Origin of the sequence: Nesterenkonia sandarakina, assembly GCF_003003175.1 — a bacterium.
In the GTDB taxonomy this organism is placed as follows: Bacteria; Actinomycetota; Actinomycetes; order Actinomycetales; family Micrococcaceae; genus Nesterenkonia; species Nesterenkonia sandarakina_A.
Map to the genome: position 1 here is coordinate 196,127 of NZ_PVTY01000004.1, position 23,187 is coordinate 219,313.

Sequence of the window (23,187 nt, forward strand, 5' to 3'; positions counted from 1 at the left end):
ACTGGGCGGGTGCACCCCTCCAAGCGGGCGGTCCTCCTCGGGCTGTGCCTGACCCAGATCACCTCCTGGGGTGTGCTCTTCTATGCATTTCCGGTGCTGCAGCCTCGCATCGCCGCCGACACCGGATGGTCCGCCACCGCGTTGACGGCTGCCTTCTCCGCCGCGCTGGTGATCTCCGGTCTGCTCGGGATCCCCTTGGGCCGTGTGCTGGACCGGCGCGGACCGCGGCTGATCATGACGGCGGGCGCAGCGCTCGCGGTTCCGGGGCTGCTGGCAGTCGCCGCCGCGCCGTCGTACTGGGTGTTCCTGCTGGGCTGGCTGCTCATCGGCGTCGCGATGTCCGGGACGCTGTATCCACCTGCATTCGCGGCGCTGACCAGGTGGTACGGCGCCCGACGGATCTTCGCGCTGACCATGGTCACGCTCGCAGGGGGCCTGGCGAGCACAGTCTTCGCTCCGGTCACCGAAGCGCTGGCGACCCAGCTGAACTGGCGCGAGACCTATGTGGTGCTGGCGGTGGCGCTCGGGGTCGTGGTGGTGCCGGTGCATGCGGTGGTGCTGAGTCGCCCCTGGCCCGCGGACATCGGGCAGGGACCGGCTGGCGATGTGGCAGGGGGCGCGGCTGAGCCTGCCGCTGAGCTCGCGGCGCACCCCGGTGCTCGACCTTCACTCAGCCCGCGACCCCCTGGCTACGCCGCAGCGATCATGCGCAGCCGCGCCTACCTCCTGCTGGTGGTCGGGATGGCGCTGGGCGCAGTGGCGATGTACGCCGGGCTGATCAACCTGGTGCCGATGCTCGTGGAGCGAGGGGTCTCTCCGATGGTGGCCGCCTGGGTGCTCGGACTCGGCGGGGTCGGGCAGGTCATCGGTCGCTTCTTCTACGCGCGGCTCGATCGGGGCACCACCGTGCGGCAGCGCAGCGTGGTCATCTACGCGCTGCTGGCGATCACCACCGCGGCGCTGGCCTGGAACATCACCGCGGCGGTGCTGCTGGTCGCGATCTCCATGGCGGCCGGCGTCGCGCGCGGGATCGTCACGCTGCTCCAGGCCACCGCAGTCACCGACCGATGGGGCACCCGCGAGTACGGTCGGCTCTCCGGGGTGCTCAACGGGCCGTTGATGCTGGCGGTGGCGGTCTCCCCGTTCCTCGGGGCGATCCTCGCCGATCAGCTGGGCAGCTACGAGGCGATGTTCGGCGTCCTGGCCGGGCTCGCGGCGCTCGGACTGATCGCGATCGCCGCCAGCATCCCCTCGCATCATCGAGTGGGCGATATGAGGGAGAAATAGGGCCGGAACCACTCGAAAAGTCCCTCAAATCGCCCACTCGATGCAGGTGTGTGGATAACCAGAGGTACGTCCGGGCGCTTTGGGCACACTGCCCCCCCCCATGCACGCACTGCCGAAGGAGCTCACCGCACGTGCCTTCACCGCCGCCGAGGCTCTGCGATGGGGCGTGCCCAGGGAACGCCTCCGACGCAGAGACGTCGTCGCGCTGGGTTCCGGGGTCTATGCGGTCCAGGCGCTCGCAGATCGACACTCCCCATGCGCGACGCTCCGACTGAAAGCGGATGCACTCCTGAGGGAGCGCCCAGACGCATGGGCCTCCCACTCCACCGCCGCCCAGGTCCACGGCCTCTGGCTTCCTGGCCGTCTCCTGAGGGACCACCGTCTTCACCTTTCCCATGCGCTGGAACCAGACTCGTACACGCGCAGGCAGGGGGTGTGCGGGCATCGCGTCGCGCTTCGCCCGCAGGATGTGACCACGCGGGAGGGGCTCCGGCTCAGCACCCCCGCGCGAACCTGGCTTGACCTCGCCAGTCTCTGCAGCGTGCGCGAGCTGATCATCATGGGGGACCAGTTGGTGCGGCATCCGTATCCTCGGTTCGAGGGCCGGACGGCGCCGCATGCCACCCTCGGGGAGCTCAGAGTGCTCCTGGACGAGTCCCGCGGCGTCCCGGGACGACGACGCTGCCTCACCGCCCTGGAGTGGATCCGAGTGGGCGCGGATTCTGTTCAGGAGACCCTGCTCCGGCTTGCTCTGATCCGGGCAGGATTGCCGGAGCCCGAGCTTCAGGTTCCCGCGAAGCCGCAGTCGCTGGTCGCCGCACGCTGACCTGGCGTACCAGGCGTGGAAGATCGCGATCCAATACGAGGGGGATACCCACTTCACCCCGGAGCAGCAGCGAGCGGATCAGCGACGGGACAACATCTTCATTGCGGAAGGCTGGCGCGTGCTGCGCTTCAACGCAGAGGACGCCCGTGAGGGATTCCAGCGGGCGGTGGCCCAGGTCCGCGCGGCGCTCGCGCTCAGGTGACCGCGCTGCCTCCAGACCCTTAGGCCAGTCCGGCTTCTCGCGCCAGGATCGCCGCCTGCATGCGCGAGCTCAGCTGCTGCTTCGCCAAGATGCTCGAGACGTGGGTCTTCACGGTGGCGAGGCTGACGTAGAGCTCCTGCGCGATCGCGGCGTTGGACAGTCCGCGACCCAGCGCAGCCAGGACGTCGAGTTCACGCGGGGTGAGCTGCTCCGAGAGCTCTCCAGAACTCCCGCCGGGGGAGGCGGGCCCGGCTTCCACCTCCGAAGGCTCGCCAGAACCCCCGTCCGCGAATTCGCGCAGCAGCTTCCGGGTCACCTCGGGGGCGAGGACCCCGTCGCCGGCCGCCACACGCCGGATCGCGTCGATCAGCTGGGCAGGCTCGACCGACTTCAGCAGGAACCCCGCGGCTCCGGCTCGGAGCGCGCCGAACACCACCTCGTCGAGGTCGAAGGTGGTCAGCATCAGCACCTGCGTCCCCGATGCCGCCACGATCTTCCGCGTGGCGGCGATCCCGTCGGTGCCCGGCATTCGCGCATCCATGAGCACCACGTCGGGGCGCAGCGCCGCGACCTGCCCCACCGCGGCGGCCCCGTCGGAGGCCTCTCCGATCACCTTGATCCCTTCGGCGGTCTCCAGCAGCAGCCGCAGTCCCGCGCGGATGCTGGAGTGGTCATCGGCGAGCACCACCGTGACGATGTCCTGGGTCATCCACGCACCCTTTTCAGCGGAAACTCGGCCTCGACTGCCCACAGCGTAGGACCGCCGGGAGTCAGCGGAGACTTCGCGCGCACCGGTCCGGCGCGCAGGGACCCTCCGACCAGCTGGACCCGTTCACGCATCACGGCCAGGCCCACACCGGCCCCGAGGCGGGACGCGGCGTCGTCGTCTGTCCTGAGCGAGCGGGACGCGGAAGACTCACCCAGCACCGGGGAGGTGACCGTGAGCAGAAGCCGCTGCCGTTTCTGGCGCACCGACACCGTGGCCTGCGCCTGGCCGTGCTTCTGCGCGTTGATCAGGGATTCCTGCAGCACACGCAGCAGCACGTGGTGCTGACCGGGGGAGAGGCTCTCCGGCGGTTCACCCTCCACGCTGAGCAGCATCCCGCGGTCCTGCGCGACGGCCAGGACGTCCGTCCAGTTCGTCCCGTCGAGCAGCTCCGCGTAGTCCACGGTCTCGGCGTTGCTCGGCCTGCCCTCTCCGCGCAGCAGCAGCACCATCTCACGCAGCTGCTCCAACGCCTCCACGCTGGTCCGGCGGATGCTGCCCAGCGCCCGGCGGTCCCGCTCGGTGTCGGCGGCGGCATTGAGCACGGCCCCGGAGGTCAGCGCGATCGCGGAGACCTGCGAGGAGACCACGTCGTGGAGCTCGCGCGCCATCCGCTGCCGCTCCTGCTCCACGGCTTGCCGGCGCTGACTCGCCTGTCGCCGCAGCATCCCGGCGTGACGTTCGGCCTCGAGCTGATGGCGGGCATCGGGCTCCTGCCACAGCGGGTAGCCGCGCCGGACCTCCGCCGCCCACCACAGCGGCATCAGCAGCACCGCGAATCCGACCAGCGCGATGCTCAGCGCCCCTTCCCAGTCCGCCCCGAAGGCCAGCGCCACCACGCCGCTGGCCACGGTGCCCGCAGTCAGCGCGACCGCAGCGGCCAGCACCGCGCGCCGGGATCCGCGGATGCCCAGGTTATAGACCAGGTCGGAGACGCACAGCAGGATCCCGATGTTGAAGCCGATGCTCAGATCCAACAGCGCGATGCCGCCGCCGAGGACCAGGGCCAGCACCGGACGCCGAATCCGGATCAGGAGGGCGAAGGCCATCAGACCCAGCGGGATCAGGTGCCACCACTGCTGCGACGTGACGCCGAGTGCGCGCCACCAGGGCGTCTCGGCCACCCCGGCCCAGCCCACGGCGAGGATCAGCAGTGCGACGCCGAGCGTCAGCAGCGACTGCAGGTGTCCCCGGAAGCTCGGCCTCATGCCCATATTCGACCACAGCGGCGCGCGCTCCGCCTCCTGCTAAAGGCTGAGGACGACGGCGCCGCCCCGCCGGTCTCGATCCTTCGACCGATGTGGCCGCCATGCCGCGCGGGGCAGGCTGAGTCGCATGATCAACGAACTGCTGCCCAGTGTGGACTCCCTCGCTGCGTTGCTGGGAGCGCTGGGCGTGCTCGCACTGCTGGACTCCACGAGCTTCGGCACTCTGCTGATCCCGGTGTGGCTGCTGATGAGCTCGGGTCGGCTGCGGGCAGGGAGGGTGTTGATCTACCTCGCGGTGGTCGCCGGGGCCTACGCCCTGGTCGGCATGGTGCTGCTGACCAGTCTGCTGCTGTTCGGGGACCGGCTGATCAGCTCGCTCGGCGAGGCGCAACAGATGCCCGTGGTGCTCCTCGGGCAGGTGGTGCTGGGTGCGGGACTGATCGCCTACAGCTTCCGGCTTGACCCGCTGTCCGAGGCGGGCCGGGCGCGCAAGCGCCGGCGCGAGGAGGCACGCGGATCCGCGGGTCGGCTGCGTCGGTTCCGGGAGCGGGCGGTGGGGGAGGGTGCCCACGGCGGGCTCGGCCCGCTGATGGGCCTGGGCCTTGCCGCGGTGGGCATCGAGGTCGCGACGCTGCTGCCGTATCTGGCCGGGATCGGGCTGGTCGCGGCCGCGGACCCCGGCGTCCCGGCGGCTCCGGCGCTGATCCTGTTCTACTGTGCGGTCATGATCCTGCCCGCGACGCTGCTGCTGACCGCCCGGGTGGTCGCACACCGGGCCCTCGAGCGTCCGCTGCGCCGGCTCGAGGGATCCCTCAGCCGTCACGCGAGCGGGACGGTGGCGCTGATCCTGTTCCTCATCGGGCTCTGGATGGGACTGAACGGACTCGGCGGGCTGGACGATGCCGGGTGGAACGTGCCGCTGGTGTGAGCCGCGGGTTCAAGCCCCGTCACCCGCACGGTGCCGGAAACGGGCCGAGACCCGCGCTCAGCTCCCCAGCGATCGCTGCATCAGCACCGTGCTCAGCGTCTGGCCGCGCTTGACTCCGACGTCGGCCAGTCGCCCCACCTCGGTGAACCCGAGCTTCGCGTGCAGCGCGTAGGACGCGGCGGTGGAGGCGTCGTCGGTGAGCACCGCGATCGCCTGGCGGTACCCCGCAGCCTCGCACCGGGACAGCAGCTCGCTGAGCAGCCTGCGTCCGATCCCGCGACCCTCCGCGCCCGGACGAAGGTAGATCGTGTCCTCCACGGTGTGCCGGTAGGCGGACTTCCACCGCCAGGGCCCGGCATAGGCGAACCCGAGGATCACCCCGTCCTGCTCCGCGAGCAGGAAGGGATGGCCCGCAGCCCGCTTCTCCTCGAGGCTCGCCAGCCACTCCGCCAGGCTCATCGGCTCCTCGCTGAACGTGGTCACCGTGTGGTGGGCGTAGTGGGTCTGGATCGCCCTGACCGCAGGAAGATCGCGCGACTGGACGTCACGGATGCCCACGGCATCGGGGGAGGCAGCATCAGGCATAGCAGGAGCATAATCTTCGAGGCACAGGCCGTCCGCAGGCACGTCGCAGGGCATGGCTCCGGACCCGTCTCCGGACGCCTCATCTCTGGTCCCCGCCGCGGCCTCCGGCCTAAGGTGCTCCCATGGGCACAGCACAGGATGACTTCGCCGCCGTCGACACCTACCTGACCACGCACCTGATCCACGAGGACCAGGCGCTCGCGGACACTCGGCGCAGCTCTGCCGAGACCGCCACCCCGGGCATCGACGTCACCGCGAACATGGGAGCGTTCCTCGGGCTGCTCGTGCAGATCAGCGGCGCCACCCGGGTCCTGGAGTTCGGCACCCTGGCCGGGTATTCGAGCATCTGGATGGCGCGCGCCATGGACGACGACGGCGCGGTGGTCACCTTGGACATCGACCCGGCGGCGGTGCAGGTAGCACGGCGGAACTTCCACGCCGCCGGGGTCGCCGAGCGGATCCAGGTGCGGATCGGCCCGGCACTGGACTCCGCACGCGCGCTGATCGAGGAGCGGGCCGAGCCCTTCGACCTGGTGTTCATCGACGCGGACAAGGCGAACAACCCGCACTACCTCGAGGCATCCTTGGAGCTCTCACACCCGGGCACGGTGATCGTGATCGACAACGTGGTGCGCTCGGGCGCGGTGCTCGAACATGACAGCACCGACCCAGACATCCAGGGCATCCGCACGCTCATGGAACTGATCGAGGCCGATGAGCGGCTCAGCGCCACCGCGCTGCAGACCGTGGGGCTCAAGGGCTGGGACGGGTTCCTGCTGGCGCGGGTGAACTAGCCCGGACCAGCGCACCGGCACCGCCGAATTCCGGGGCCTCGCCGGTGGGATAGCCTCGAATCCATGGACGAGACTGGGCAGCCCACCGAACGCGAGATCGGCGTGGGCCCGTGGGAGGGGCACTGGCCGACGGGCGAGCACTACGACCCGGAGCTGCTGCGTGAGGGCGACCGCCGCAACGTCGTCGATGAGTACCGCTACTGGTCGCATGACGCGATCGTCGCGGACCTCGATACCCGCCGGCATGACTTCCATGTGGCCATCGAGAACTGGCAGCACGACTTCAACATCGGCACCGTGGTGCGCACCGCCAACGCATTCATGGCCAAAGAGGTCCACATCATCGGGCGCCGCCGCTGGAACCGCCGCGGGGCCATGGTCACCGACCGCTACCAGCATGTCCGCCACCACCCCTCGGTGGAGGAGTTCGTGGCCTGGGCCGAGTCCGAGGGACTGCCTGTGCTCGGCGTCGATCTGTTCCCCGACTCCAGGCCGATCGAGACCTACCCGCTGCCCCAGCGGTGTGTGCTGGTCTTCGGTCAGGAAGGTCCCGGGCTGAGCGACGAGGTCCGCGAGGCCGCGCAGGACACCCTGTCCATCGCGCAGTTCGGCTCCACCCGGTCCATCAACGCCGGCACCGCCGCCGGGATCGCGATGCACGCCTGGATCCGGCAGCACCGGTTCGCCGGCTGAACCTGCCCCGCGGCCTGGTGCCTGGAGCTGAGCGGCGGCTAAGGTCCGACCCATGACAGCAGATCGCGTGACGATCTCACTCCCGATTCCAGCGGCCCCGGAGTCGGTCTGGCAGGCGCTGACGCTGGCGCGCTCAGCGTGGTGGCCGGGCATGGACTTCGAAGCCAGCCCCGGTGCGCCGCTGCACGAGACGTGGACCGAAGACGGTGTGACCCGCCACGCCCGGGGAGTGGTGACCGCCGTCGAGCCGCCGCTCCTCCTGGCGTTCGACTGGACCGAACCGTCCTGGAGCGGACACCTCTCCGTGGAGGTCCGGCTCATCCCGGACGGGGAGTCCACCGAGGTGACCATCACCGAGCAGGGCTTTCAGCGCGCCGGGACACCGCCGACGCTGCCCGCCCAGCACGAAGCCGGGTGGCACCAGCACCTGCGGCAGCTGAGCGAAGCGGTGCAGTCCGATCTCCGGGCCTGCGCCGGCCGGGGCAGTCCCTAGGGCGTCTCCCCGCGGTTCAGCTTCTCCAGGAACCTCTCGATCCGCTGCGCCCGGGTCCTCGGGCTCGCGGCGATCATCAGCTGGTGCAGCACGTGATACCTGGCCTGGCTGCCCAGCGCCTCGAAGGTCGTCTTCGCCGTGGGCGAGGCCTTCAGGGCTGCGGCGAGATCGGCCGGCACCTCGGCGCCGGCCTGGCCGGCGTAGGCCCGATCCCAGCGCCCGTCGGCCTGCGCCCGCTCGATCTCCGTGAAGCCGCGCGCCCGCATCCGTCCTGACGCGATCAGCGCCTCGACGTAGCCGACGTTGCGCTGCGACCAGATCGAGATCTTCCGCCGCGGCGTGAACCGCTGCAGGAACGTGGTCTCGTCCCGCGCCTTGCGCTGCCCGTCGATCCACCCGCTGCACAGCGCCTCCTGCAGCGCGTCGCCGTAGCTCAGCGAGGTCGGCGTGGTGACGCCCTTCTTGGCCATCACCAGCCAGACCCCGTCGGAGCTGTCCTCGTGCTGATCCAGCCAGGCGCGCCAGGCGGCGACGTCGGGCAGGGTCAGCTCAGGGTGCTCAGTCACCGCGGCCGGCCCTGGTGTTCTGCGGATCGGCGGCCCAGCGGCTGAGGAACTCCGCCCCGGCCTCGTCGTGGATCGCGCCGGTGGAGGAGGTGAGCACCTCGTACTCGGTCTCCGGGATGCCGTCCTCGGGGCGCACGTCCACGTGGGAGACGGGCAGTCCGCGCTCGTGCAGCCAGGTGGCCATGGCGTAGTCGGTGCGGGAGTCGCCCATGGTGAACCAGGTCTGCGCGGTGATCCCGCGCGCCTCGAGCAGGCTCAGGGTGCGCTCCGCGCCGATGTCCTTGCCCACGCCCTCGTGCTCGACATCGGTGGAGATGATGGTGGGGTCGATCCGCACATGCTCCAGCTGGTGCTTGCTCAGAAGCGCCGGGATCGCGGCGTCGAACTCCTTCTGCGCCTCGAGGTAGTCCTTGTTCTCCACCTCGGTGGACTGCTCCACCGAGACCATCGAGCGCTTGGTCTCGTCGAAGAACATGTGCCCGCTGAAGCGTTCCGCGACCAGGTCCCGAATGTCATCGAAGAGGGCGGTGGGAAGCTTGAGCTCCTCGTCGATGTGGATCTCGCCGAGGCCCTCAGGCGTGACCGCGGCCCAGACCGCGCCCTTCTCGCTGATCGTGAAGACCGGTGCATCAGGCAGCAGCCCGGCGGCGCGCATCGGCGGGATCACCTGCTGGGCGATGAAGTCATCCGAGCGTCCGGTGTTGAAGATGACCGGGATGCCCTGGTTGGCCATGTCAGTCAGGTCCTGGGCGATCGACTCGATGGCGACGGAGCGGCTGACCGGAGAGGCGATGGGCCCGTCCACGTCGAGCAGCAGTCCGAAGGGCGGGGTGGGGTTGAAGGCCGCAGCCTCAGCAGTGGAAGTCACACATCCATTATCCTGTAAGGGCCGACGCCGCGGGTCCAGTTCACCGGAGAAGTCAGGTTTCCAGTTCACGCGGCGTGGCATGGGGCTATAGCTCAGCTGGTAGAGCGCGTCGTTCGCATCGACGAGGTCAGGGGTTCGACTCCCCTTAGCTCCACTTTCCCGGGCTTGTTCTACTTGACCGCACCCATGGAGAGTCCGCGCACCAGCTGCTTCTGCGCGAACCAGCCGGCCAGGACCACTGGCAGCGAGGCCAGCACTGAGGCGGCCGAGAGCTGGGCAAGGTACAGCCCCTCCGACGTCATCGTGCTCATCAGGAATATAGGTGCTGTGGCCGCGTTCGCCGCGGTGAGGTTCAATGCGAAGAAGAACTCATTCCAGGCGAAGATGACGCAGATCAGCGAGGTGGCCGCGATCCCCGGTGCCACCATCGGAATCAGCACCCGGCGCATGGTTCCCAGCAGTGAGGCGCCATCCAGCGAGGCAGCCTCCAGGACCTCGCCTGGGACCTCCAGGAAGAAGGAGCGCATCATCCACACCGCGATGGGCAGGTTCATCGCCGTGTAGAGGATGATCAGCGTCGCGATGTTGTCCAGCATCCTGATCTGGCCGGCGATCACGTAGATGGGCATGATCACGGCGACCACCGGAAGCATCTTGGTGGAGATGAAGAAGAACAATGCGTCCTGTGTCCGCTTCACTGGTCGGATGCTCAGTGCATAGGCAGCCGGGATTGCGAGGATCAGCACCAGCACGGTGGACGAAGCGGTGGCGATCACCGAGTTCATGAAGTAGGGCCCGGCGTCGGAGGCGAAGATCACCCGGTACTGGTCCAGCGTGGGTTCGAAGAAGAAGCTGGGAGGCGAGCTTGCGGCGTCGGTCTCCTGCTTGAAGCTGGTGAGAACCATCCATGCCACCGGGGCGAAGAAGATCAGCGCGACGATCCAAGTGGCCACGGAGAGGAGGCGGCCCCATACCGGATTCTTCATGACTGCTCCTTCGCGTTGATGCTTTTGAAGATGAGCCGCAGCGCCAGCAGTGCCAGCGCGATGGTCGCGATCACGGTGACCACGCCCATGGCCGCGGACTGGCCGATGTCGAAGCCGAGGAACGCGCGCTGGTAGATGTAGAACGGCAGGTTGGCGCTGGCCGTCCCGGGGCCTCCGGCGGTCATCAGGTAGATGTGGTCGAAGGTGTTGACCACGTAGATCGCGCCCAGGAGCACGGAGAGCTCCAGGTAGAAGCGCAGATGGGGCAGCGTGATGTAGCGGAAGGTCTGCCAGGCCGAGGCGCCGTCCACGGAGGCTGCCTCCAGAGCATCCCGCGCCTGAGACTGCAGTCCTGCCAGGAGCAGAAGCATCATGAAGGGCGTCCACTGCCACACCAGGGCGACGATGACCGAGAACATCGGGTACTCGCTGGTCCAGTCCACCGGCGAGATTCCCACCAGTCCGATCAGCCAGTTCACCAGCCCATAGGTGGGGTTGAACATGGAGATGCTCCAGAGCAGCGCCCCAGCCACCGGCATGATCAAAAACGGTGTGATCAACAGGGTGCGCACGATTCCGCGGCCGAAGAACTTGCGGTCCAGCAGCAGCGCCAGGCCAAGACCCAGCAGCATGGCGACGATCACGCAGCCGAAGGTGATCAGCACCGAGTTCAGTGCCGCCTGCCGGAATGTGGAGTCCAGGAAGATGTCGCCGTAGTTGCTCAGGCCGACGAATTGTTCACCCTCGGGACGCAGCAGGTTGCGGGAACGCAGCGAGTACCAGATCGTGAGCAGGAAAGGGACCTGCGTGACGATGATCAGGAAGATCAGCGCCGGCATCAGTGGCGCACGGCGGCGCCATGCCTCGGCGCGGTCGGACCGCACCCGTGACTTCTCAGGCGCGGTCGGCTTCGTCGTGGTGTGAGCCTCGCCGGCGACGGCGGCAGGTGGGTTCTGCGTCGTCGTCATCTCAGGCCTCCCATCCGTAGGTCTGGGCAACGGCTTCTGCGAAGCGCTGCGATTGGTCCAGCGCTTCGGTCACGGTCTGCTGACCGGCGATGGCGGCCGAGATCTGCTGTCCCACGCGGGTTCCCAGGTCTTGGAACTCAGGGATGGCCACGAACTGCAACCCGTCGTAGGGCACCTCGTGCACCATGCAGTTCTCCTGGTCGGCGTTGCCCATGGCGTCCAGGGTCGGCCTGGCGTAGTTGCTGGCGATCTCCGCGTACTCCGGGATCTCGTAGGTGGAGTCCCGCGAGCCCGGGGGCAGCGCTTCCCAGCCCAGTTCCTCGCCGACCAGTTGGAAGTAATCGGGGTGGGTCATCCAGGCGATGAAGTCCCACGCGGCCTGTTTACGTGGGCTGGTCGCCGGCACCGCCAGACTCCAGGCGTAGAGCCAGCCGGCGTAGTCGGTCTCCATGGTGGGGGCCAGAGTGTAGTTGACCTTGTCCCCGACCAGGGAGGACCCGGGGTCCTGGATGCCGTTGACCATGGAGGAGGCGTCGTACCACATGGCCGCGTTGCCCTGGGCGACCTGGGTGAGGCAATCGCCGAATCCCGCGGTGGCGGCACCGGGCTGACCCCAGCTCCGCACCGTGTCCACGTAGGTGTTCACCGCGGCTTCGACCTCGGGGGAATCCAGCATCGGGCGCCAGTTCATATCGAACCAGCGGCCGCCATAGGTGTTGATCACCGTGTTCAGCGGCGCGAGGTTCTCGCCCCAGCCGGCCAGCCCGCGCAGGGCGATGCCTGCGCGTCCCTGATCAGGTGCGTGGAGGACTTCGGCGAATTCGCGGACCTGGTCCCAGGTGGGTCGTTCCGGCATGCTGAGCCCGGCCTCTTCGAAGAGGTCTTCGCGGTAGACCATGAAGCTGGACTCGCCGTAGAAGGGCACGGCGTACTGATTGTTCTCGTAGGAGAGGGCGTCGCCGATGGTGCTGATGAAGTCGTCGGGGTTGTACCCCTGGGTCTCGGACATATAGGAGTCGAGGTTGGTCAGCCAGCCATTGGCCGCCCAGATGGGGGTCTCGTAGTTGGAGATCATCACGACGTCGAACTCGCCGCCCCCGGAGGCGACCGAGGCGGTGATCTTCGCGCGTGCCTCGTTCTCTGGCAGCGAGACGAAGCGGACGTCGATGTTCGGGTGGGCGGCCCGGAAGTTCTCGATCAGTCCGATGGCGTCCTGCATCTGCGGGTTGGACACGATGGCGACGACGATCGACTCCCGTCCCCCGGCCCCGGTCCTCCCTCCGCTGCATCCGCTCAGCGCCAGCGCTGCGCCGCCAAGGCCCGCGCCGAGAAGCGTTCGCCTCGTCAGTCCTGGTCCTTTGCTTCTCATAGTGTCTTCCGTTCTGTGAGATCCAGCGGGGAGGTCTGCTCATTTGATAGCCATAGTTCGCTCACTTGCTAGGTGACTGTAGTCACAAAATGTCATGGGAGCAATGCAGGGCGGTGATTCCCAGGTGTCCCCGGGTGCGGCTGAGCCGGGTGTCGGAGGCTGAGTTCAGGCTCAGCCGGCGTGGCCGTTATGCTCGCCTGAACTGAGCATGGAGGAACAATGGCTGCGGATCATCTGGTGTTGCTGGCAACGATTGCCACCGAGCACTTCAGGGAGGGGCTCTCGAAGGTCGAGATCGCCAGACGGCATGATGTCTCCCGATTTCAAGTTGCCCGCCTGTTGGACGAGGCCCTCGCGAAGGGCATAGTCCGCATCACCATCGAGGACCCCACGGACCCCAATCCGCAGTTCGCCGGACTTCGCGAGTCACTCGGGATCAATTCGGTGACAGTGGCGCCCCCGCGCCCCGATGAGCTGATGCGCCCAGCTCTTGCCCGTCACGCTGCAGCCCTGTTGCCGCAGCGCTTGCATGAGGGTGGCCGCCTGGGTGTCGCGTGGTCTCGGACGTTGATGCATCTGCCCGAATTCCTGAGTGGTCTGCCGCGTGTAGATGTGGTGCAGCTGGTCGGTGCGTTGAGTGCGCCGGGTACGTCCACCGCGGCGTCCTCGGCACTCATCCACTCGGTCGGCGCATCGGCGGGAGGGGAGGGGTGGCCGCTTCCCACCCCGTTGATCATGGACACCGCAGAGTCGGCCGCGGCGCTGCGAGGGGTGGCGGAGGTGAGTGCGGCCTTGAAGGCGGCCGACGAGCTCGACGTCGCCGTGGTTGCCATCGGCGCATGGGGCCCCGGGACTTCCACCTTCTGGGATCGACTCAACGCCGACGAGCAGGTGCAGGCGCAAAAGGGCGGCGTGGTCTCCGAGTGCTCCGGAATTCTGATGGATGTCAACGGTGAGATCGCACTCTCGGGGATGGAGGACCGTGTGATCGGGGTCCGTCCGGAGCAGCTGCGCAGAGCTCACGTGGTGGCGGTCGCCGCGGCCGTGGATCACCCCGAAGCCGTGATCGCTGCGGTGCGAGCGGGGTTCGTCGACGATCTCGTGGTTCCGGCGGAGCTTGCCGCACGGCTTGTCGACAAGCTCGGAAACTCACAGATGAGAATATCGTAGTGCTCATATGAGTGTGCTCTTGGTACAGTGTGTCCATGATCACGCTCAAAGCTTCCTCGCTGAACCAGATCGCCGATGCTCCCGAGTCTCCGGCGGTGCCGACCTATGATCTCGCCCAGCGGCATATCGGGATCGTGCATTTCGGCGTTGGAGGGTTCCATCGGGCACACCAAGCGCTGTACCTCGACCGGCTGATGAACGACGGCGACGCCATGGACTGGGCCATCTGTGGTGTGGGTCTGCTGCCGGGAGACGTGCGGATGCGGGATGCGCTGGTTCCGCAGGACGGGCTCTACACCTTGGTGACCAAGGCGCCCGACGGCACTCGAGATGCCCGGGTGATCGGCACACTGGCCGAATATCTCTTCGCCCCGGATGACCCAGAGGCGGTCCTCGCGCGGATGACAGACTCCGCGGTGCGGATCGTCTCCCTCACCGTGACCGAGGGTGGTTACAACTACAACGCCTCGACCGGGGAGTTCCAGTTCGAGACTCTCGCAGTGTCTGAGGATCTGGAGGCCGATTTCGCCTCGGGTGCGACGCCGAAGACCATGTTCGGGTATGTCATCGAGGCGCTGCGTCGTCGTCGGGACGCCGGGGAACAACCCTTCACCGTCCTGTCCTGTGACAACGTGCGCGGCAACGGCGACCTGGCCCGGCGGATGCTGCTCGCCTACGCCGGGCGCAAGGATCCGCAGCTGGCGGAGTGGATCGCCGAGCACGTGGCGTTCCCCAACTGCATGGTGGACCGGATCACGCCGGTCACCGCCGATGCTGACCGCACGATGGTTGCCGAGAACTTCGGCGTGCAGGATGCCTGGCCCGTGGTCTGTGAAGATTTCATCCAGTGGGTGCTGGAGGACCGCTTCCCTGCTGGCCGACCGCCGTTCGAACGGGTCGGGGTGCAGATGGTCGAGGACGTCGAGCCCTATGAGCTGATGAAGCTGCGGCTGCTGAACTGCAGCCACCAGGCCATCGCCTACTTCGGCCTGCTGCTCGGACACGCCTACGCCCATGAGGCGGTCAACGATGAGGACCTGGCCCGGTTCACCCGCAGGAGCTACATGGATCACGAGGGCACCCCTTCCGTGGGGGAGGTTCCGGGCACCGATCTGGGTCAGTACAAGGACCAGCTCATGGAGCGCTTCAGCAATGAATATGTGGCAGACGCACTGACGCGGTTGGCCGCAGAATCCAGCGACCGCATCCCGACCTGGTTGGTCCCGGTCATCCGGGAGAATCTTGCCGCCGGACGCGATGTCACTGCCTCGGCGGCGATCGTGGCGTCCTGGGCGCGTTACGCCGAGGGCACCGGCGAGAACGGTGAGCAGTGGGACGTGATGGACCGGCTGCGCGAACGCGTGATGGCCCGAGCGGCCGCCCACGACGAGGACATCCTGGCGTTCCTGCGGGATGAGGAGCTCTTCGGAGACTTGGTGGAACAGCCCGCCTTCACCGAACCCTATGCCCAGGCGCTGCAGACGCTGCGCGCCGAGGGCGCCCGGGTGCTCCTGCGGCGGCTCGTGGCGTAGGGCTGCTGGTCACGCCGGGCAGGCCTCGATGCGGGTGATCTTAGTGCGCCGCTCTGGCGCGGGGATCTAGCTCCGTGCAGGTGGTGCGGGCGCGCCCTTGGGCGGCGTGATCTTCGGATACTGACCCCTGGCGCCGGCCACAGGAGCCTCAGTCTTGGGCCGCTCTGCCTGTTCGGGGCGATGCGGCGAGGCGTCCCAGTCGCGGTCGACGACGCGGCGCTGCACCAGGATCGCTGCGCCGAGGATCAGCAGCCCCAGGGCGGCGACGACCACGATGCCGCCGATGGAGCCGATGCCTGCTCCGTAGCCGACGAGGATGCCGAACCAGCCGAAGTCGGTGTCTCCGAACGTCGTGTTCGCGGAGCCGAAGTCACCCAGGACCAGCAGCAGAAGCGCCGGCAGGAACGTGATGAGCAGCCCGTTGACGAAGCCTCCTGCCACGGCGCCGCGCCGACCACCCGTCGCGTTGCCATAGACGCCAGCGGCGCCGCCGGTGAAGAAGTGCGGCACCAGACCCGGGAGGATCAGCGCCAGGCCGAGAGCCGGGTTGAACCAGAGGGTCAGGACCGCAAGCCCTACCAGTCCGCCGCTGAAGCTGGAGAGGAACCCGATGAGCACCGCGTTCTGGGCGTAGGGGAAGACGATCGGTGCATCGAGGGCCGGAATGGCGCCGGGCACGATCTTCGCGGCGATGCCCTGGAACGCAGGGACGATCTCGCCGAGAATGGTGCGCACGCCGAAGAGGATGACTGCCACGGCGATGCCGAACTGAAGCCCCTGGGTCACCGAGAGCATGATGAAGTTGCCGAGGTTCTCGGCTCCGCCGTCGAATGCCTCGTACGCTGTTTCACCTTCGCGTGCGAAGTAGATCAGGGCCACGACGACGTACATGATGACCATCGACAGCGCCGTCGCGACCATGGAGTCGCGAAGGAACCGCAGCCCTTCGGGCAGTTTCAGGTCCTCAGTGGATCGACTGGACCTGCCGCCGACGAGGCGACCGACCGTTCCTGCCGCGACGTAGCCGGCAGTGCCGAAGTGGCCCATGGCGATGCTGTCATCCCCGGTGATCTTTCGGGTGAAGGGCTGAGAGAAGGCAGGGAGGGAGACCATCAGGATGCCCAGCAGAACGCCGCCCAGTCCTACGGTGAGTGGCCCTGAGTAGCCGGCGGTGGCCAGCACGATGGTCAGCAGCGTCGCCATGAAAAGGATGTGATGCCCGGTGAGGAAGACGTAGCTCAGCGGCGTGAACCGCGCGAGCACCAGGCTGATGGCGAATCCCAGGATCATCAGCCACGCCACCTGCGCGCCGTAGGTCTCTTGGGCGATGCCGACGATGGCTTCATTGGTGGGGATCACACCTTGGGCGCCGGTGGCTCCCTGGATCATGACCCCCAGCGGGTCCAGAGACGCGACGACGAGCCCCGCGCCTGCACCGATGAGCAGGAAGCCGAGTATTGCCTTCATGGCGCCACCGATGATCGCTCCGGTGGACTTCTTCAGCGCGATCAGTCCCACGGCGACGATGATGCCGATCAGGAACGCCGGGACAGAGAGGATCTCGTTGACGAGGAATTCCGGGATTGCGACGAGCCAGTCCATGTGTATTCCTTAGACGTCGTAGAGCTCGCGCAGTGCGCCGTCGAGCTCGTCCTTGCTGGTGAAGTTCTCGATGACCTTGACCGGGATGCCGACGTCGCCGAGGGACTTGGCGATCTCCCCGGAGGTCAGGATCGCCTTCGCCTCGGAGGCCCGGCCGCGGGCGGAGATGGTGTCGGTGGCTTCGACGTTGAGGTGACGGCTCCACCCCCAGGTGTCCAGAACGCTTTCGAGGGTGTTCTTCAGGAACAGAGAGGTCCCGAGTCCGTTGCCGCAAACGGTGAGGATCAGGTGCTGTTCATCCCCGCCCGACGACCGACTTGGGGTCTCTGCAGCGGTAGCTGCCGTGGGCGCGTCTTCTCCCCGAAGGATGGCGGAGATGGCTTCGGGGGCCGGCGCAGCGTCCAGGGCTGCGCGCGTCTCCTCGTCGCCCAAGACCCCGCTGAGCTCGGCGAGCGCATGCATATGGTCCTTGGAATCGACGGCAGCAAGAGCCACGACCAGGGTGACCGGATCGTTCTCGCCGCTTCCGAAGTCCACCGGCTCTTTCAACCGCACCCATGACATGCCGGTGCGTCGGACGGCTTCTGAGGGACGCGCGTGCGCGAACGCGAAACCGGGGGCGATGACGATATAGGGGCCGTTGTTGACGACGTTGTCGATCATCGACTGGGTGTACTGGGCGGATGCGATGCCCGTCTGTTCCAACAGGCCTCCGGCCAGGCGGACCGCAGCTTGCCAGTCCGCGGCGTTGGCATCCAGCAGAATCGCGTCCTGGTGGATGAGTGTGGGGAGAGAGGCCATGTTCAATCCGTTCTGCTCAGTCCTGTTCGCGTCATGGTCACCGGTGGCGCCGCGGAGACTCCGAGACAGTACCACCAACTGGCATTCGGCTCCTGTGCCTGCGGATCCAGCGGGAAGAAGTTCAGGGCGGAACTCTGATTCGTGTTCCGCTCTCTGAGGTGTTCATTGAGTTAAAATGTGGGCATGAAAAGCGCTTATCGATGGAGTGCAATCAACGCCAAGGACGTGGTTCCATGGGCGGAGCTGGTCAATCATCTCGCGGTGGTGGATGGGACCGAGGAGTTCTACAACGCTGACGATCTCCTGGATGAGCTCAATGCTCCACGAATGGACACCCTCAGGGATACGTTTGCGGTCTGGTACGACGACTCGATGATCGCCTTCGGAACCGTCAGAGTCCCCAGCCATCCGGACCACCATGGCGGCAAGGTGGACGTCGGACTCGACGGTGGGGTGCACAGTCATCACCGGGGAAAGGGCCTCGGCACGCTGCTGATGCAGAAGCTGGAGGCGCGCGGCAGGGAACTCAGCGCCGAGAGGCACCCCGGTGTCCCGTTCTACCTCTCCACCGGCGGAGGCCTGGAGGACTCCTCGGCGCGCCGGTTCCATCACTCTCGCGGGTACAGCGTGGCACGCTACTTCAACCTGCTCAGCCGGGACCTCGGCGCACAGGATTCCGCGGAGACCATCCTCGGGGGCAGGAATGTTCCGCCCGGACTCAGCATCCGCGCACCCCAGGATGCGGACGAACCTGCTGTCATGGCCGCGCACACTGCCGCGTTCGTGGACCACTGGGGGAGTGCGCCGCCGGCTGCCGACCAATGGCACCAGAACTGGATAGCGGGAAGCAACCGGCCCGAGGTCTCCCGCATCGCGGTGGACGAAGCAGGGGTTGTCGCTCCCCAGGGAACTGTCCTCGCCTACTCGCTGTGTGGGCAATGGGTCACCCGAGAGCTCTATGTGAACCTGGTCGGGACCGTGCCGGAGGCCCGAGGGAAGGGTCTCGGAAGTGCAGTCCTGGCGCACACCATCGAGGCCGCGGCGCGGTCCGGGGAGTTTGATGTCATAGAACTCGACGTGGACTCGGAGTCCCTGACCGGGGCGACTCGGCTCTACGAGCGACTCGGCTTCACCCTCAAGCTCACGCAGGCCGCCATGCGCCGGTCAGCAGACTAGCCTCACCCAACCCGGCACCCGGTAGGATCGCCCCAACGCCGCCACAATGAGGTGGCGGCGCCACGAAGTGAGGGAGACCGCAGTCATGTTCTCGAAGATCCTGGTCGCCAACCGCGGGGAGATCGCGATCCGAGCGTTCCGCGCCAGCGTCGAACTCGGGGCGCGCACCGTCGCCGTATATCCGCACGAGGACCGCAACTCCTTCCACCGCCAGAAGGCCGACGAGGCGTACCGCATCGGTGAAGAGGGCCACGCGGTCCGCGCCTACCTGAACATCGACGAGATCATCCGCGTCGCCAAGGACGCCGGCGTCGACGCCATCTACCCCGGTTATGGCTTCCTCTCCGAGAACCCTGATCTTGCCCGGGCCTGTGACCAGGCGGGCATCACCTTCATCGGCCCGCCCGCGGATGTCCTGGAATCCACCGGTGACAAGGTCAAGGCCCTGCGCGCCGCCAAAAAAGCCGGCGTTCCCGTGCTGCAGAGCTCCGAGCCCTCCAAGGACACCGAGGAGCTCACCCGCGCCGCCGAGGAGATCGGCTTCCCGATCTTCGTCAAGGCCGTCGCCGGCGGCGGCGGTCGCGGCATGCGCCGGGTGGACAGGCGCGAAGACCTCGCCGAATCCCTGCGCTCGGCCATGCATGAGGCCGAGACCGCCTTCGGCAACCCCACCGTCTTCCTGGAACAGGCCGTGCTGCGCCCCCGCCACATCGAGGTCCAGATCCTCGCCGACGGCGAGGGCAATGTGGTCCACCTCTTCGAACGCGACTGCTCGCTGCAGCGCCGCTACCAGAAGGTCGTGGAGATCGCCCCGGCCCCGCACCTGGACGAGGACATCCGCCAGGCGCTGCACCGCGACGCCGTCGCCTTCGCCAAGGCCATGAACTATCGCAACGCCGGCACCGTGGAGTTCCTCGTGGACACCGTCGGGGAGCGCGCGGGCCAGCACGTGTTCATCGAGATGAACCCGCGCATCCAGGTGGAGCACACGGTCACCGAAGAGATCACCGACATCGACCTGGTCTCCGCGCAGATGCGCATCGCGGCAGGCGAGACCCTGGAAGACCTCGACATCCGCCAGGAGGACCTGCGCGTGCGCGGCTCCGCCATGCAGTGCCGGATCACCACCGAGGACCCGGCCAACGAGTTCCGCCCCGACATCGGCACCGTCACGGTCTACCGCTCCGCCGGCGGCTCCGGCATCCGGCTCGACGGCGGCACCGTCTACGCCGGGGCTGAGATCAGCCCGCACTTCGACTCGATGCTGGTCAAGCTCACCGCCCGTGGCCGCAACCACCAGACCGCCATCGCCCGGGCGCGCCGCGCGCTCTCCGAGTTCCGGATCCGCGGAGTCGCGACCAACATCCCGTTCCTGCTCAACGTGCTGGACTCAGAAGAGTTCCTCGCCGGGGACGTGGCCACCGACTTCATCGACGCCCACCCCGAGCTGGCCAAGATCAACCGCTCCCAGGACCGCGGCTCCAAGGCGCTGCAGTACCTGGCTGACATCACGGTGAATCAGCCGCACGGCCCCCGCGTGGAGGGCATCGACCCGCGCGACAAGCTCCCGCACTTCCCCGGGGACAAGCGCGACGAGCCCGACCGCAGCCCCTTCGACGGCCCCTCCGACCACCCGAAGCCCGAGGGCTGGCGCCAGGTCCTCATCCAGGAGGGCCCCGAGGGCTTCGCCAAGAGGCTCCGCGAGCAGACCGCCCTGGCCGTCACCGACACCACTTTCCGCGACGCCCACCAGTCGCTGCTCGCCACCCGCGTGCGGACCCGTGACCTGCTGGCTGCGGCGCCCGCCGTCGCCCATGTGACTCCCGGACTGTTCTCGGTGGAGGCCTGGGGCGGTGCGACCTACGACGTCGCGCTGCGGTTCCTCACCGAGGACCCCTGGGACCGGCTGCGTCTGCTGCGCGCGGAGCTGCCGAACATCCCGATCCAGATGCTGCTGCGTGGACGCAACACCGTGGGCTACACCCCCTACCCGCTTCAGGTCACCGACGCCTTCGTGGCGGAGGCCGCCGCCACCGGGGTGGACATCTTCCGGATCTTCGACGCGCTCAATGATGTGAACCAGATCGTCCCGGCCATCGAGGCGGTCCGCAAGACCGGCACTGCGGTGGCCGAGGCCGCGATCTGCTACACCGGCAACCTCACCGACCCGGCCGAGGACCTCTACACCCTGGACTACTACCTCGGCCTGGCCCAGCAGATGGTCGACGCCGGCGCGCACATCCTCGCGATCAAGGACATGGCCGGACTCCTGCGTCCAGCCGCGGCGAAGACCCTGGTCACCGCCCTGCGGGAGCGATTCGAGCTGCCGGTGCATCTGCATACCCACGACACCGCCGGGGGGCAGCTGGCCACCCTGCTGGCCGCGGCGGAGGCCGGGGTCGACGCCGTCGACGTCGCCGTGGCCTCCATGGCCGCGACCACCTCCCAGCCGCCGGCCTCCGCCCTGGTCGCAGCACTCGAGCACACCGAACGCGACACCGGGCTGGGACTGGAAGCCGTGGCCTCCATGGAGCCCTACTGGGAGGCCGTGCGCTCGATCTACGCCCCCTTCGAGTCCGGGCTGACCAGCCCCACCGGCCGGGTCTACCGGCACGAGATCCCGGGCGGGCAGCTCTCGAACCTGCGCCAGCAGGCCATCGCGCTGGGCCTGGGGGAGCGGTTCGAATCGATAGAGAACATGTACCACGCGGCCGACACCATGCTGGGCCGGCTGGTGAAGGTCACCCCGTCCTCCAAGGTGGTCGGGGACCTGGCGCTCCAGCTGGTCGGCATGGACGTGGACCCCGAAGAGTTCGAGGCGAACCCGCAGAGCTTCGACCTGCCGGATTCGGTGATCCAGTTCCTCGCTGGTCAGCTCGGAGACCCGCCAGGCGGCTGGCCCGAGCCGTTCCGGTCCAAGGCGCTTCAGGGCCGCACGATCAAGCCGCTGGACCAGGAACTCTCGGAAGAGGATTCCAAGGCGCTGCGCTCCGAGGACGCCGCCGAGCGGCGCCGTACACTCAACCGGCTGCTCTTCCCCGGGCCCACCAAGGACTTCGAAGCCGCACGAGACAAGTACGGCGACGTCCAGGTGCTGCACACCCGGGACTTCCTCTACGGGATGCGCACCGGCTACGAACACGTGATCTCGCTCGGCAAGGGAGTCCGGCTGCTGGTCACGCTGCAGACCGTCTCAGACCCTGACCCCAAGGGTGTGCGGACCGTGATGTGCACGCTCAACGGTCAGGCCCGCCAGGTCGGTGCCCGCGATGACTCCGTGGAAGCCACCGTCGCGGTGGCTGAGAAGGCGGACACCTCCAAGTCCGGCCACGTCGCCGCCCCCTTCGCCGGAGCGGTCTCGCTCACGGTCGAGGAGGGCGACACCGTTCAGGCCGGCCAGAACGTGGCCACCATCGAGGCGATGAAGATGGAAGCCGGGATCACCACCCAGGTCGCCGGCACCGTGACCCGGGCGGTGATCAGCGGCGTGCAGCAGGTCGACGGCGGAGATCTGCTCGTCGTCGTCGAGTAGCCGCGCCAGCCCTCGCGCTCAGTGACCGGTGAGCGAGCTCAGCAGGAAGCTGCGCAGCTCGTGATATTTCGGGTCCTGTTCCAGGTTCTCGACATCGCGAGGCCGGGAGAACGGGACGCTCAGATCATGGACGATCTGCGCATTCGGTCCAGCCCCCATCACCAGGATCCGGTCCGAGAGCAGCAGCGCCTCGTCGACGTCGTGGGTGACCATGATGAAGGTGCGCTTCTGCTGCTCGCACAGTTGCAGCAGCTGGAGCTGCAGCTCGTGCCGGGTCAGCGCGTCCAGGGCACCGAGAGGTTCGTCGAGCAGCATCACCTTGGGCTCCAGCGCGAACGCTCGGGCGATCCCGACCCGCTGCTGCATGCCGCCGGAGAGCTGGGTCGGTCGTCGGTCTGCGGCGTGGGAGAGGTTCACCAGCTCCAGGTATTCATCCGCCAGCGTCTCGAGCTCCTGCTTGCTGCGCTTCTGGTGCGGGTCGGTCTCCAGGGCGAAGATCACGTTCTGCCTGGCGGACATCCAGGGCAGGAGCACGTGCTGCTGGAACACGATGCCCAGCTCCCGGCTCGGTGCGGTGATCGGCTTCCCGGCCAGGGAGATCGTGCCCTCATCGACCGATTCCAGGCCGGCGATCATCTTCAGGATGGTGGACTTGCCGCAGCCCGAGGGGCCGATGATCGTGATGAACTCGCCCTCGTTGATGTCGACGTCGGTGGTGCCGACGATGCGCTGGAAGCCCTTCTTGCGATCCGGGAACCCTTTGGTGATGCCCTCGAGCTTCACCACGGGTTCGGTGCTCGTGCGCTCTGTCGTGAGAGTTTCAGCGGTCATGTCT

General features: G+C 67.6%; 22 protein-coding genes and 1 tRNA gene. 12 read left to right on the forward strand and 11 right to left on the reverse strand.

The annotated features are described in order from the left end of the window. Window positions 1–9: 9 nt before the first annotated feature. The 3 genes from BCL67_RS04770 to BCL67_RS15965 all read left to right on the forward strand — a co-directional run bounded on the left by BCL67_RS04770 (window position 10) and on the right by BCL67_RS15965 (window position 2,315). Window positions 10–1,287, forward strand: a complete 1,278-nt coding sequence (locus tag BCL67_RS04770; RefSeq protein WP_106122302.1) for an MFS transporter — start codon at window positions 10–12, stop codon at window positions 1,285–1,287. 541 nt (window positions 1,288–1,828) lie between these two features. Beyond that, window positions 1,829–2,113: a hypothetical protein gene (locus BCL67_RS15180; protein ID WP_146131079.1), complete on the forward strand. Its 285-nt coding sequence runs from the start codon at window positions 1,829–1,831 to the stop codon at window positions 2,111–2,113. A 1-nt stretch (window position 2,114) separates the two neighbouring features. Further along, window positions 2,115–2,315, forward strand: a complete 201-nt coding sequence (locus BCL67_RS15965; protein WP_106122304.1) for an endonuclease domain-containing protein — start codon at window positions 2,115–2,117, stop codon at window positions 2,313–2,315. Between the two features lie 19 nt (window positions 2,316–2,334). Here BCL67_RS15965 and BCL67_RS04785 read toward each other — a convergent pair whose 3' ends face one another. Next, entirely contained in the window at window positions 2,335–3,024 is a 690-nt protein-coding gene (locus BCL67_RS04785) for a response regulator (protein ID WP_106122305.1), read from the reverse strand. Next, window positions 3,021–4,289 (reverse strand): sensor histidine kinase, encoded by a 1,269-nt coding sequence (locus BCL67_RS04790; RefSeq protein WP_181255887.1) that lies wholly within the window; start codon window positions 4,287–4,289, stop codon window positions 3,021–3,023. The genes BCL67_RS04785 and BCL67_RS04790 overlap by 4 nt, the downstream gene beginning before the upstream one ends. Before the next feature lie 127 nt (window positions 4,290–4,416). Between BCL67_RS04790 and BCL67_RS04795 the strand changes: the two genes are divergently transcribed. Further along, window positions 4,417–5,217, forward strand: a complete 801-nt coding sequence (locus BCL67_RS04795; RefSeq protein WP_106122307.1) for a GAP family protein — start codon at window positions 4,417–4,419, stop codon at window positions 5,215–5,217. Between the two features lie 57 nt (window positions 5,218–5,274). On the opposite strand, the gene BCL67_RS04800 is transcribed toward BCL67_RS04795, so the two are convergent. Beyond that, window positions 5,275–5,802 (reverse strand): GNAT family N-acetyltransferase, encoded by a 528-nt coding sequence (locus BCL67_RS04800; RefSeq protein WP_106122308.1) that lies wholly within the window; start codon window positions 5,800–5,802, stop codon window positions 5,275–5,277. A gap of 122 nt (window positions 5,803–5,924) precedes the next feature. On the opposite strand from BCL67_RS04800, the gene BCL67_RS04805 reads away from it, so the two are divergent. The 3 genes from BCL67_RS04805 to BCL67_RS04815 all read left to right on the forward strand — a co-directional run bounded on the left by BCL67_RS04805 (window position 5,925) and on the right by BCL67_RS04815 (window position 7,782). Further along, window positions 5,925–6,596 (forward strand): O-methyltransferase, encoded by a 672-nt coding sequence (locus tag BCL67_RS04805; protein ID WP_106122309.1) that lies wholly within the window; start codon window positions 5,925–5,927, stop codon window positions 6,594–6,596. A gap of 63 nt (window positions 6,597–6,659) precedes the next feature. Next, a complete protein-coding gene (locus tag BCL67_RS04810; RefSeq protein ID WP_106122310.1) occupies window positions 6,660–7,289 on the forward strand; it encodes a TrmH family RNA methyltransferase in 630 nt (209 codons plus the stop codon). Window positions 7,290–7,341: 52 nt separating this feature from the next. Next, on the forward strand, window positions 7,342–7,782 hold the full coding sequence (locus BCL67_RS04815) for an SRPBCC family protein (protein ID WP_106122311.1): 441 nt from the start codon (window positions 7,342–7,344) through the stop codon (window positions 7,780–7,782). Here the strand turns inward: BCL67_RS04815 and BCL67_RS04820 are convergent. Further along, window positions 7,779–8,348, reverse strand: a complete 570-nt coding sequence (locus BCL67_RS04820; RefSeq protein WP_258174759.1) for a YdeI/OmpD-associated family protein — start codon at window positions 8,346–8,348, stop codon at window positions 7,779–7,781. The genes BCL67_RS04815 and BCL67_RS04820 overlap by 4 nt on opposite strands. Beyond that, complete coding sequence (locus BCL67_RS04825; protein WP_106122312.1) at window positions 8,341–9,216, reverse strand: hypothetical protein; 876 nt, start codon at window positions 9,214–9,216, stop codon at window positions 8,341–8,343. The genes BCL67_RS04820 and BCL67_RS04825 overlap by 8 nt, the downstream gene beginning before the upstream one ends. Window positions 9,217–9,297: 81 nt before the next feature. Between BCL67_RS04825 and BCL67_RS04830 the strand changes: the two genes are divergently transcribed. Continuing rightward, a tRNA-Ala gene (locus BCL67_RS04830) sits at window positions 9,298–9,370 on the forward strand. A 16-nt stretch (window positions 9,371–9,386) separates the two neighbouring features. Here the strand turns inward: BCL67_RS04830 and BCL67_RS04835 are convergent. The 3 genes from BCL67_RS04835 to BCL67_RS04845 are packed head-to-tail and all read right to left on the reverse strand — an operon-like array spanning window position 9,387 to window position 12,404. Next, window positions 9,387–10,202: a carbohydrate ABC transporter permease gene (locus BCL67_RS04835; RefSeq protein ID WP_106122313.1), complete on the reverse strand. Its 816-nt coding sequence runs from the start codon at window positions 10,200–10,202 to the stop codon at window positions 9,387–9,389. Continuing rightward, window positions 10,199–11,170: a carbohydrate ABC transporter permease gene (locus BCL67_RS04840; RefSeq protein WP_106122314.1), complete on the reverse strand. Its 972-nt coding sequence runs from the start codon at window positions 11,168–11,170 to the stop codon at window positions 10,199–10,201. The genes BCL67_RS04835 and BCL67_RS04840 overlap by 4 nt, the downstream gene beginning before the upstream one ends. Before the next feature lies 1 nt (window position 11,171). After that, a complete protein-coding gene (locus tag BCL67_RS04845; protein WP_258174760.1) occupies window positions 11,172–12,404 on the reverse strand; it encodes an ABC transporter substrate-binding protein in 1,233 nt (410 codons plus the stop codon). 354 nt (window positions 12,405–12,758) lie between these two features. Between BCL67_RS04845 and BCL67_RS04850 the strand changes: the two genes are divergently transcribed. Next, entirely contained in the window at window positions 12,759–13,709 is a 951-nt protein-coding gene (locus BCL67_RS04850; protein ID WP_106122316.1) for a sugar-binding domain-containing protein, read from the forward strand. Between the two features lie 35 nt (window positions 13,710–13,744). Then, window positions 13,745–15,241 carry a mannitol dehydrogenase family protein gene (locus BCL67_RS04855; RefSeq protein WP_106122317.1) on the forward strand — a complete coding sequence of 499 codons (1,497 nt, stop codon included), beginning with the start codon at window positions 13,745–13,747 and terminating at the stop codon, window positions 15,239–15,241. A 66-nt stretch (window positions 15,242–15,307) separates the two neighbouring features. Here BCL67_RS04855 and BCL67_RS04860 read toward each other — a convergent pair whose 3' ends face one another. Both BCL67_RS04860 and BCL67_RS04865 read right to left on the reverse strand, forming a co-directional pair. Then, complete coding sequence (locus BCL67_RS04860; protein WP_106122318.1) at window positions 15,308–16,843, reverse strand: PTS ascorbate transporter subunit IIC; 1,536 nt, start codon at window positions 16,841–16,843, stop codon at window positions 15,308–15,310. A 9-nt stretch (window positions 16,844–16,852) separates the two neighbouring features. After that, window positions 16,853–17,644 carry a PTS sugar transporter subunit IIA gene (locus BCL67_RS04865; RefSeq protein ID WP_106122319.1) on the reverse strand — a complete coding sequence of 264 codons (792 nt, stop codon included), beginning with the start codon at window positions 17,642–17,644 and terminating at the stop codon, window positions 16,853–16,855. Between the two features lie 183 nt (window positions 17,645–17,827). Here BCL67_RS04865 and BCL67_RS04870 point away from each other — a divergent pair, with 183 nt between their 5' ends. Both BCL67_RS04870 and BCL67_RS04875 read left to right on the forward strand, forming a co-directional pair. Next, the gene (locus BCL67_RS04870; RefSeq protein WP_106122320.1) at window positions 17,828–18,820 is read left to right on the forward strand and encodes a GNAT family N-acetyltransferase; all 993 of its coding nucleotides are present in this window, start codon (window positions 17,828–17,830) and stop codon (window positions 18,818–18,820) included. An 85-nt stretch (window positions 18,821–18,905) separates the two neighbouring features. Then, entirely contained in the window at window positions 18,906–22,352 is a 3,447-nt protein-coding gene (locus BCL67_RS04875) for a pyruvate carboxylase (protein WP_106122321.1), read from the forward strand. A gap of 18 nt (window positions 22,353–22,370) precedes the next feature. On the opposite strand, the gene BCL67_RS04880 is transcribed toward BCL67_RS04875, so the two are convergent. After that, on the reverse strand, window positions 22,371–23,183 hold the full coding sequence (locus BCL67_RS04880; RefSeq protein ID WP_106122322.1) for an ABC transporter ATP-binding protein: 813 nt from the start codon (window positions 23,181–23,183) through the stop codon (window positions 22,371–22,373). Between the last annotated feature and the right edge of the window lie 4 nt (window positions 23,184–23,187).

Bases quoted from the DNA above. Each gene is read 5' to 3' on its own strand.
- BCL67_RS04785 (WP_106122305.1), bottom strand. From the start codon at position 3,024: ATGACCCAGGACATCGTCACGGTGGTGCTCGCCGATGACCACTCCAGC.
- BCL67_RS04790 (WP_181255887.1), bottom strand. From the start codon at position 4,289: ATGAGGCCGAGCTTCCGGGGACACCTGCAGTCGCTGCTGACGCTCGGC.
- BCL67_RS04795 (WP_106122307.1), top strand. From the start codon at position 4,417: ATGATCAACGAACTGCTGCCCAGTGTGGACTCCCTCGCTGCGTTGCTG.
- BCL67_RS04800 (WP_106122308.1), bottom strand. From the start codon at position 5,802: ATGCCTGATGCTGCCTCCCCCGATGCCGTGGGCATCCGTGACGTCCAG.
- BCL67_RS04805 (WP_106122309.1), top strand. From the start codon at position 5,925: ATGGGCACAGCACAGGATGACTTCGCCGCCGTCGACACCTACCTGACC.
- BCL67_RS04810 (WP_106122310.1), top strand. From the start codon at position 6,660: ATGGACGAGACTGGGCAGCCCACCGAACGCGAGATCGGCGTGGGCCCG.
- BCL67_RS04815 (WP_106122311.1), top strand. From the start codon at position 7,342: ATGACAGCAGATCGCGTGACGATCTCACTCCCGATTCCAGCGGCCCCG.
- BCL67_RS04835 (WP_106122313.1), bottom strand. From the start codon at position 10,202: ATGAAGAATCCGGTATGGGGCCGCCTCCTCTCCGTGGCCACTTGGATC.
- BCL67_RS04840 (WP_106122314.1), bottom strand. From the start codon at position 11,170: ATGACGACGACGCAGAACCCACCTGCCGCCGTCGCCGGCGAGGCTCAC.
- BCL67_RS04850 (WP_106122316.1), top strand. From the start codon at position 12,759: ATGGCTGCGGATCATCTGGTGTTGCTGGCAACGATTGCCACCGAGCAC.
- BCL67_RS04855 (WP_106122317.1), top strand. From the start codon at position 13,745: ATGATCACGCTCAAAGCTTCCTCGCTGAACCAGATCGCCGATGCTCCC.
- BCL67_RS04860 (WP_106122318.1), bottom strand. From the start codon at position 16,843: ATGGACTGGCTCGTCGCAATCCCGGAATTCCTCGTCAACGAGATCCTC.
- BCL67_RS04865 (WP_106122319.1), bottom strand. From the start codon at position 17,644: ATGGCCTCTCTCCCCACACTCATCCACCAGGACGCGATTCTGCTGGAT.
- BCL67_RS04870 (WP_106122320.1), top strand. From the start codon at position 17,828: ATGAAAAGCGCTTATCGATGGAGTGCAATCAACGCCAAGGACGTGGTT.
- BCL67_RS04875 (WP_106122321.1), top strand. From the start codon at position 18,906: ATGTTCTCGAAGATCCTGGTCGCCAACCGCGGGGAGATCGCGATCCGA.
- BCL67_RS04880 (WP_106122322.1), bottom strand. From the start codon at position 23,183: ATGACCGCTGAAACTCTCACGACAGAGCGCACGAGCACCGAACCCGTG.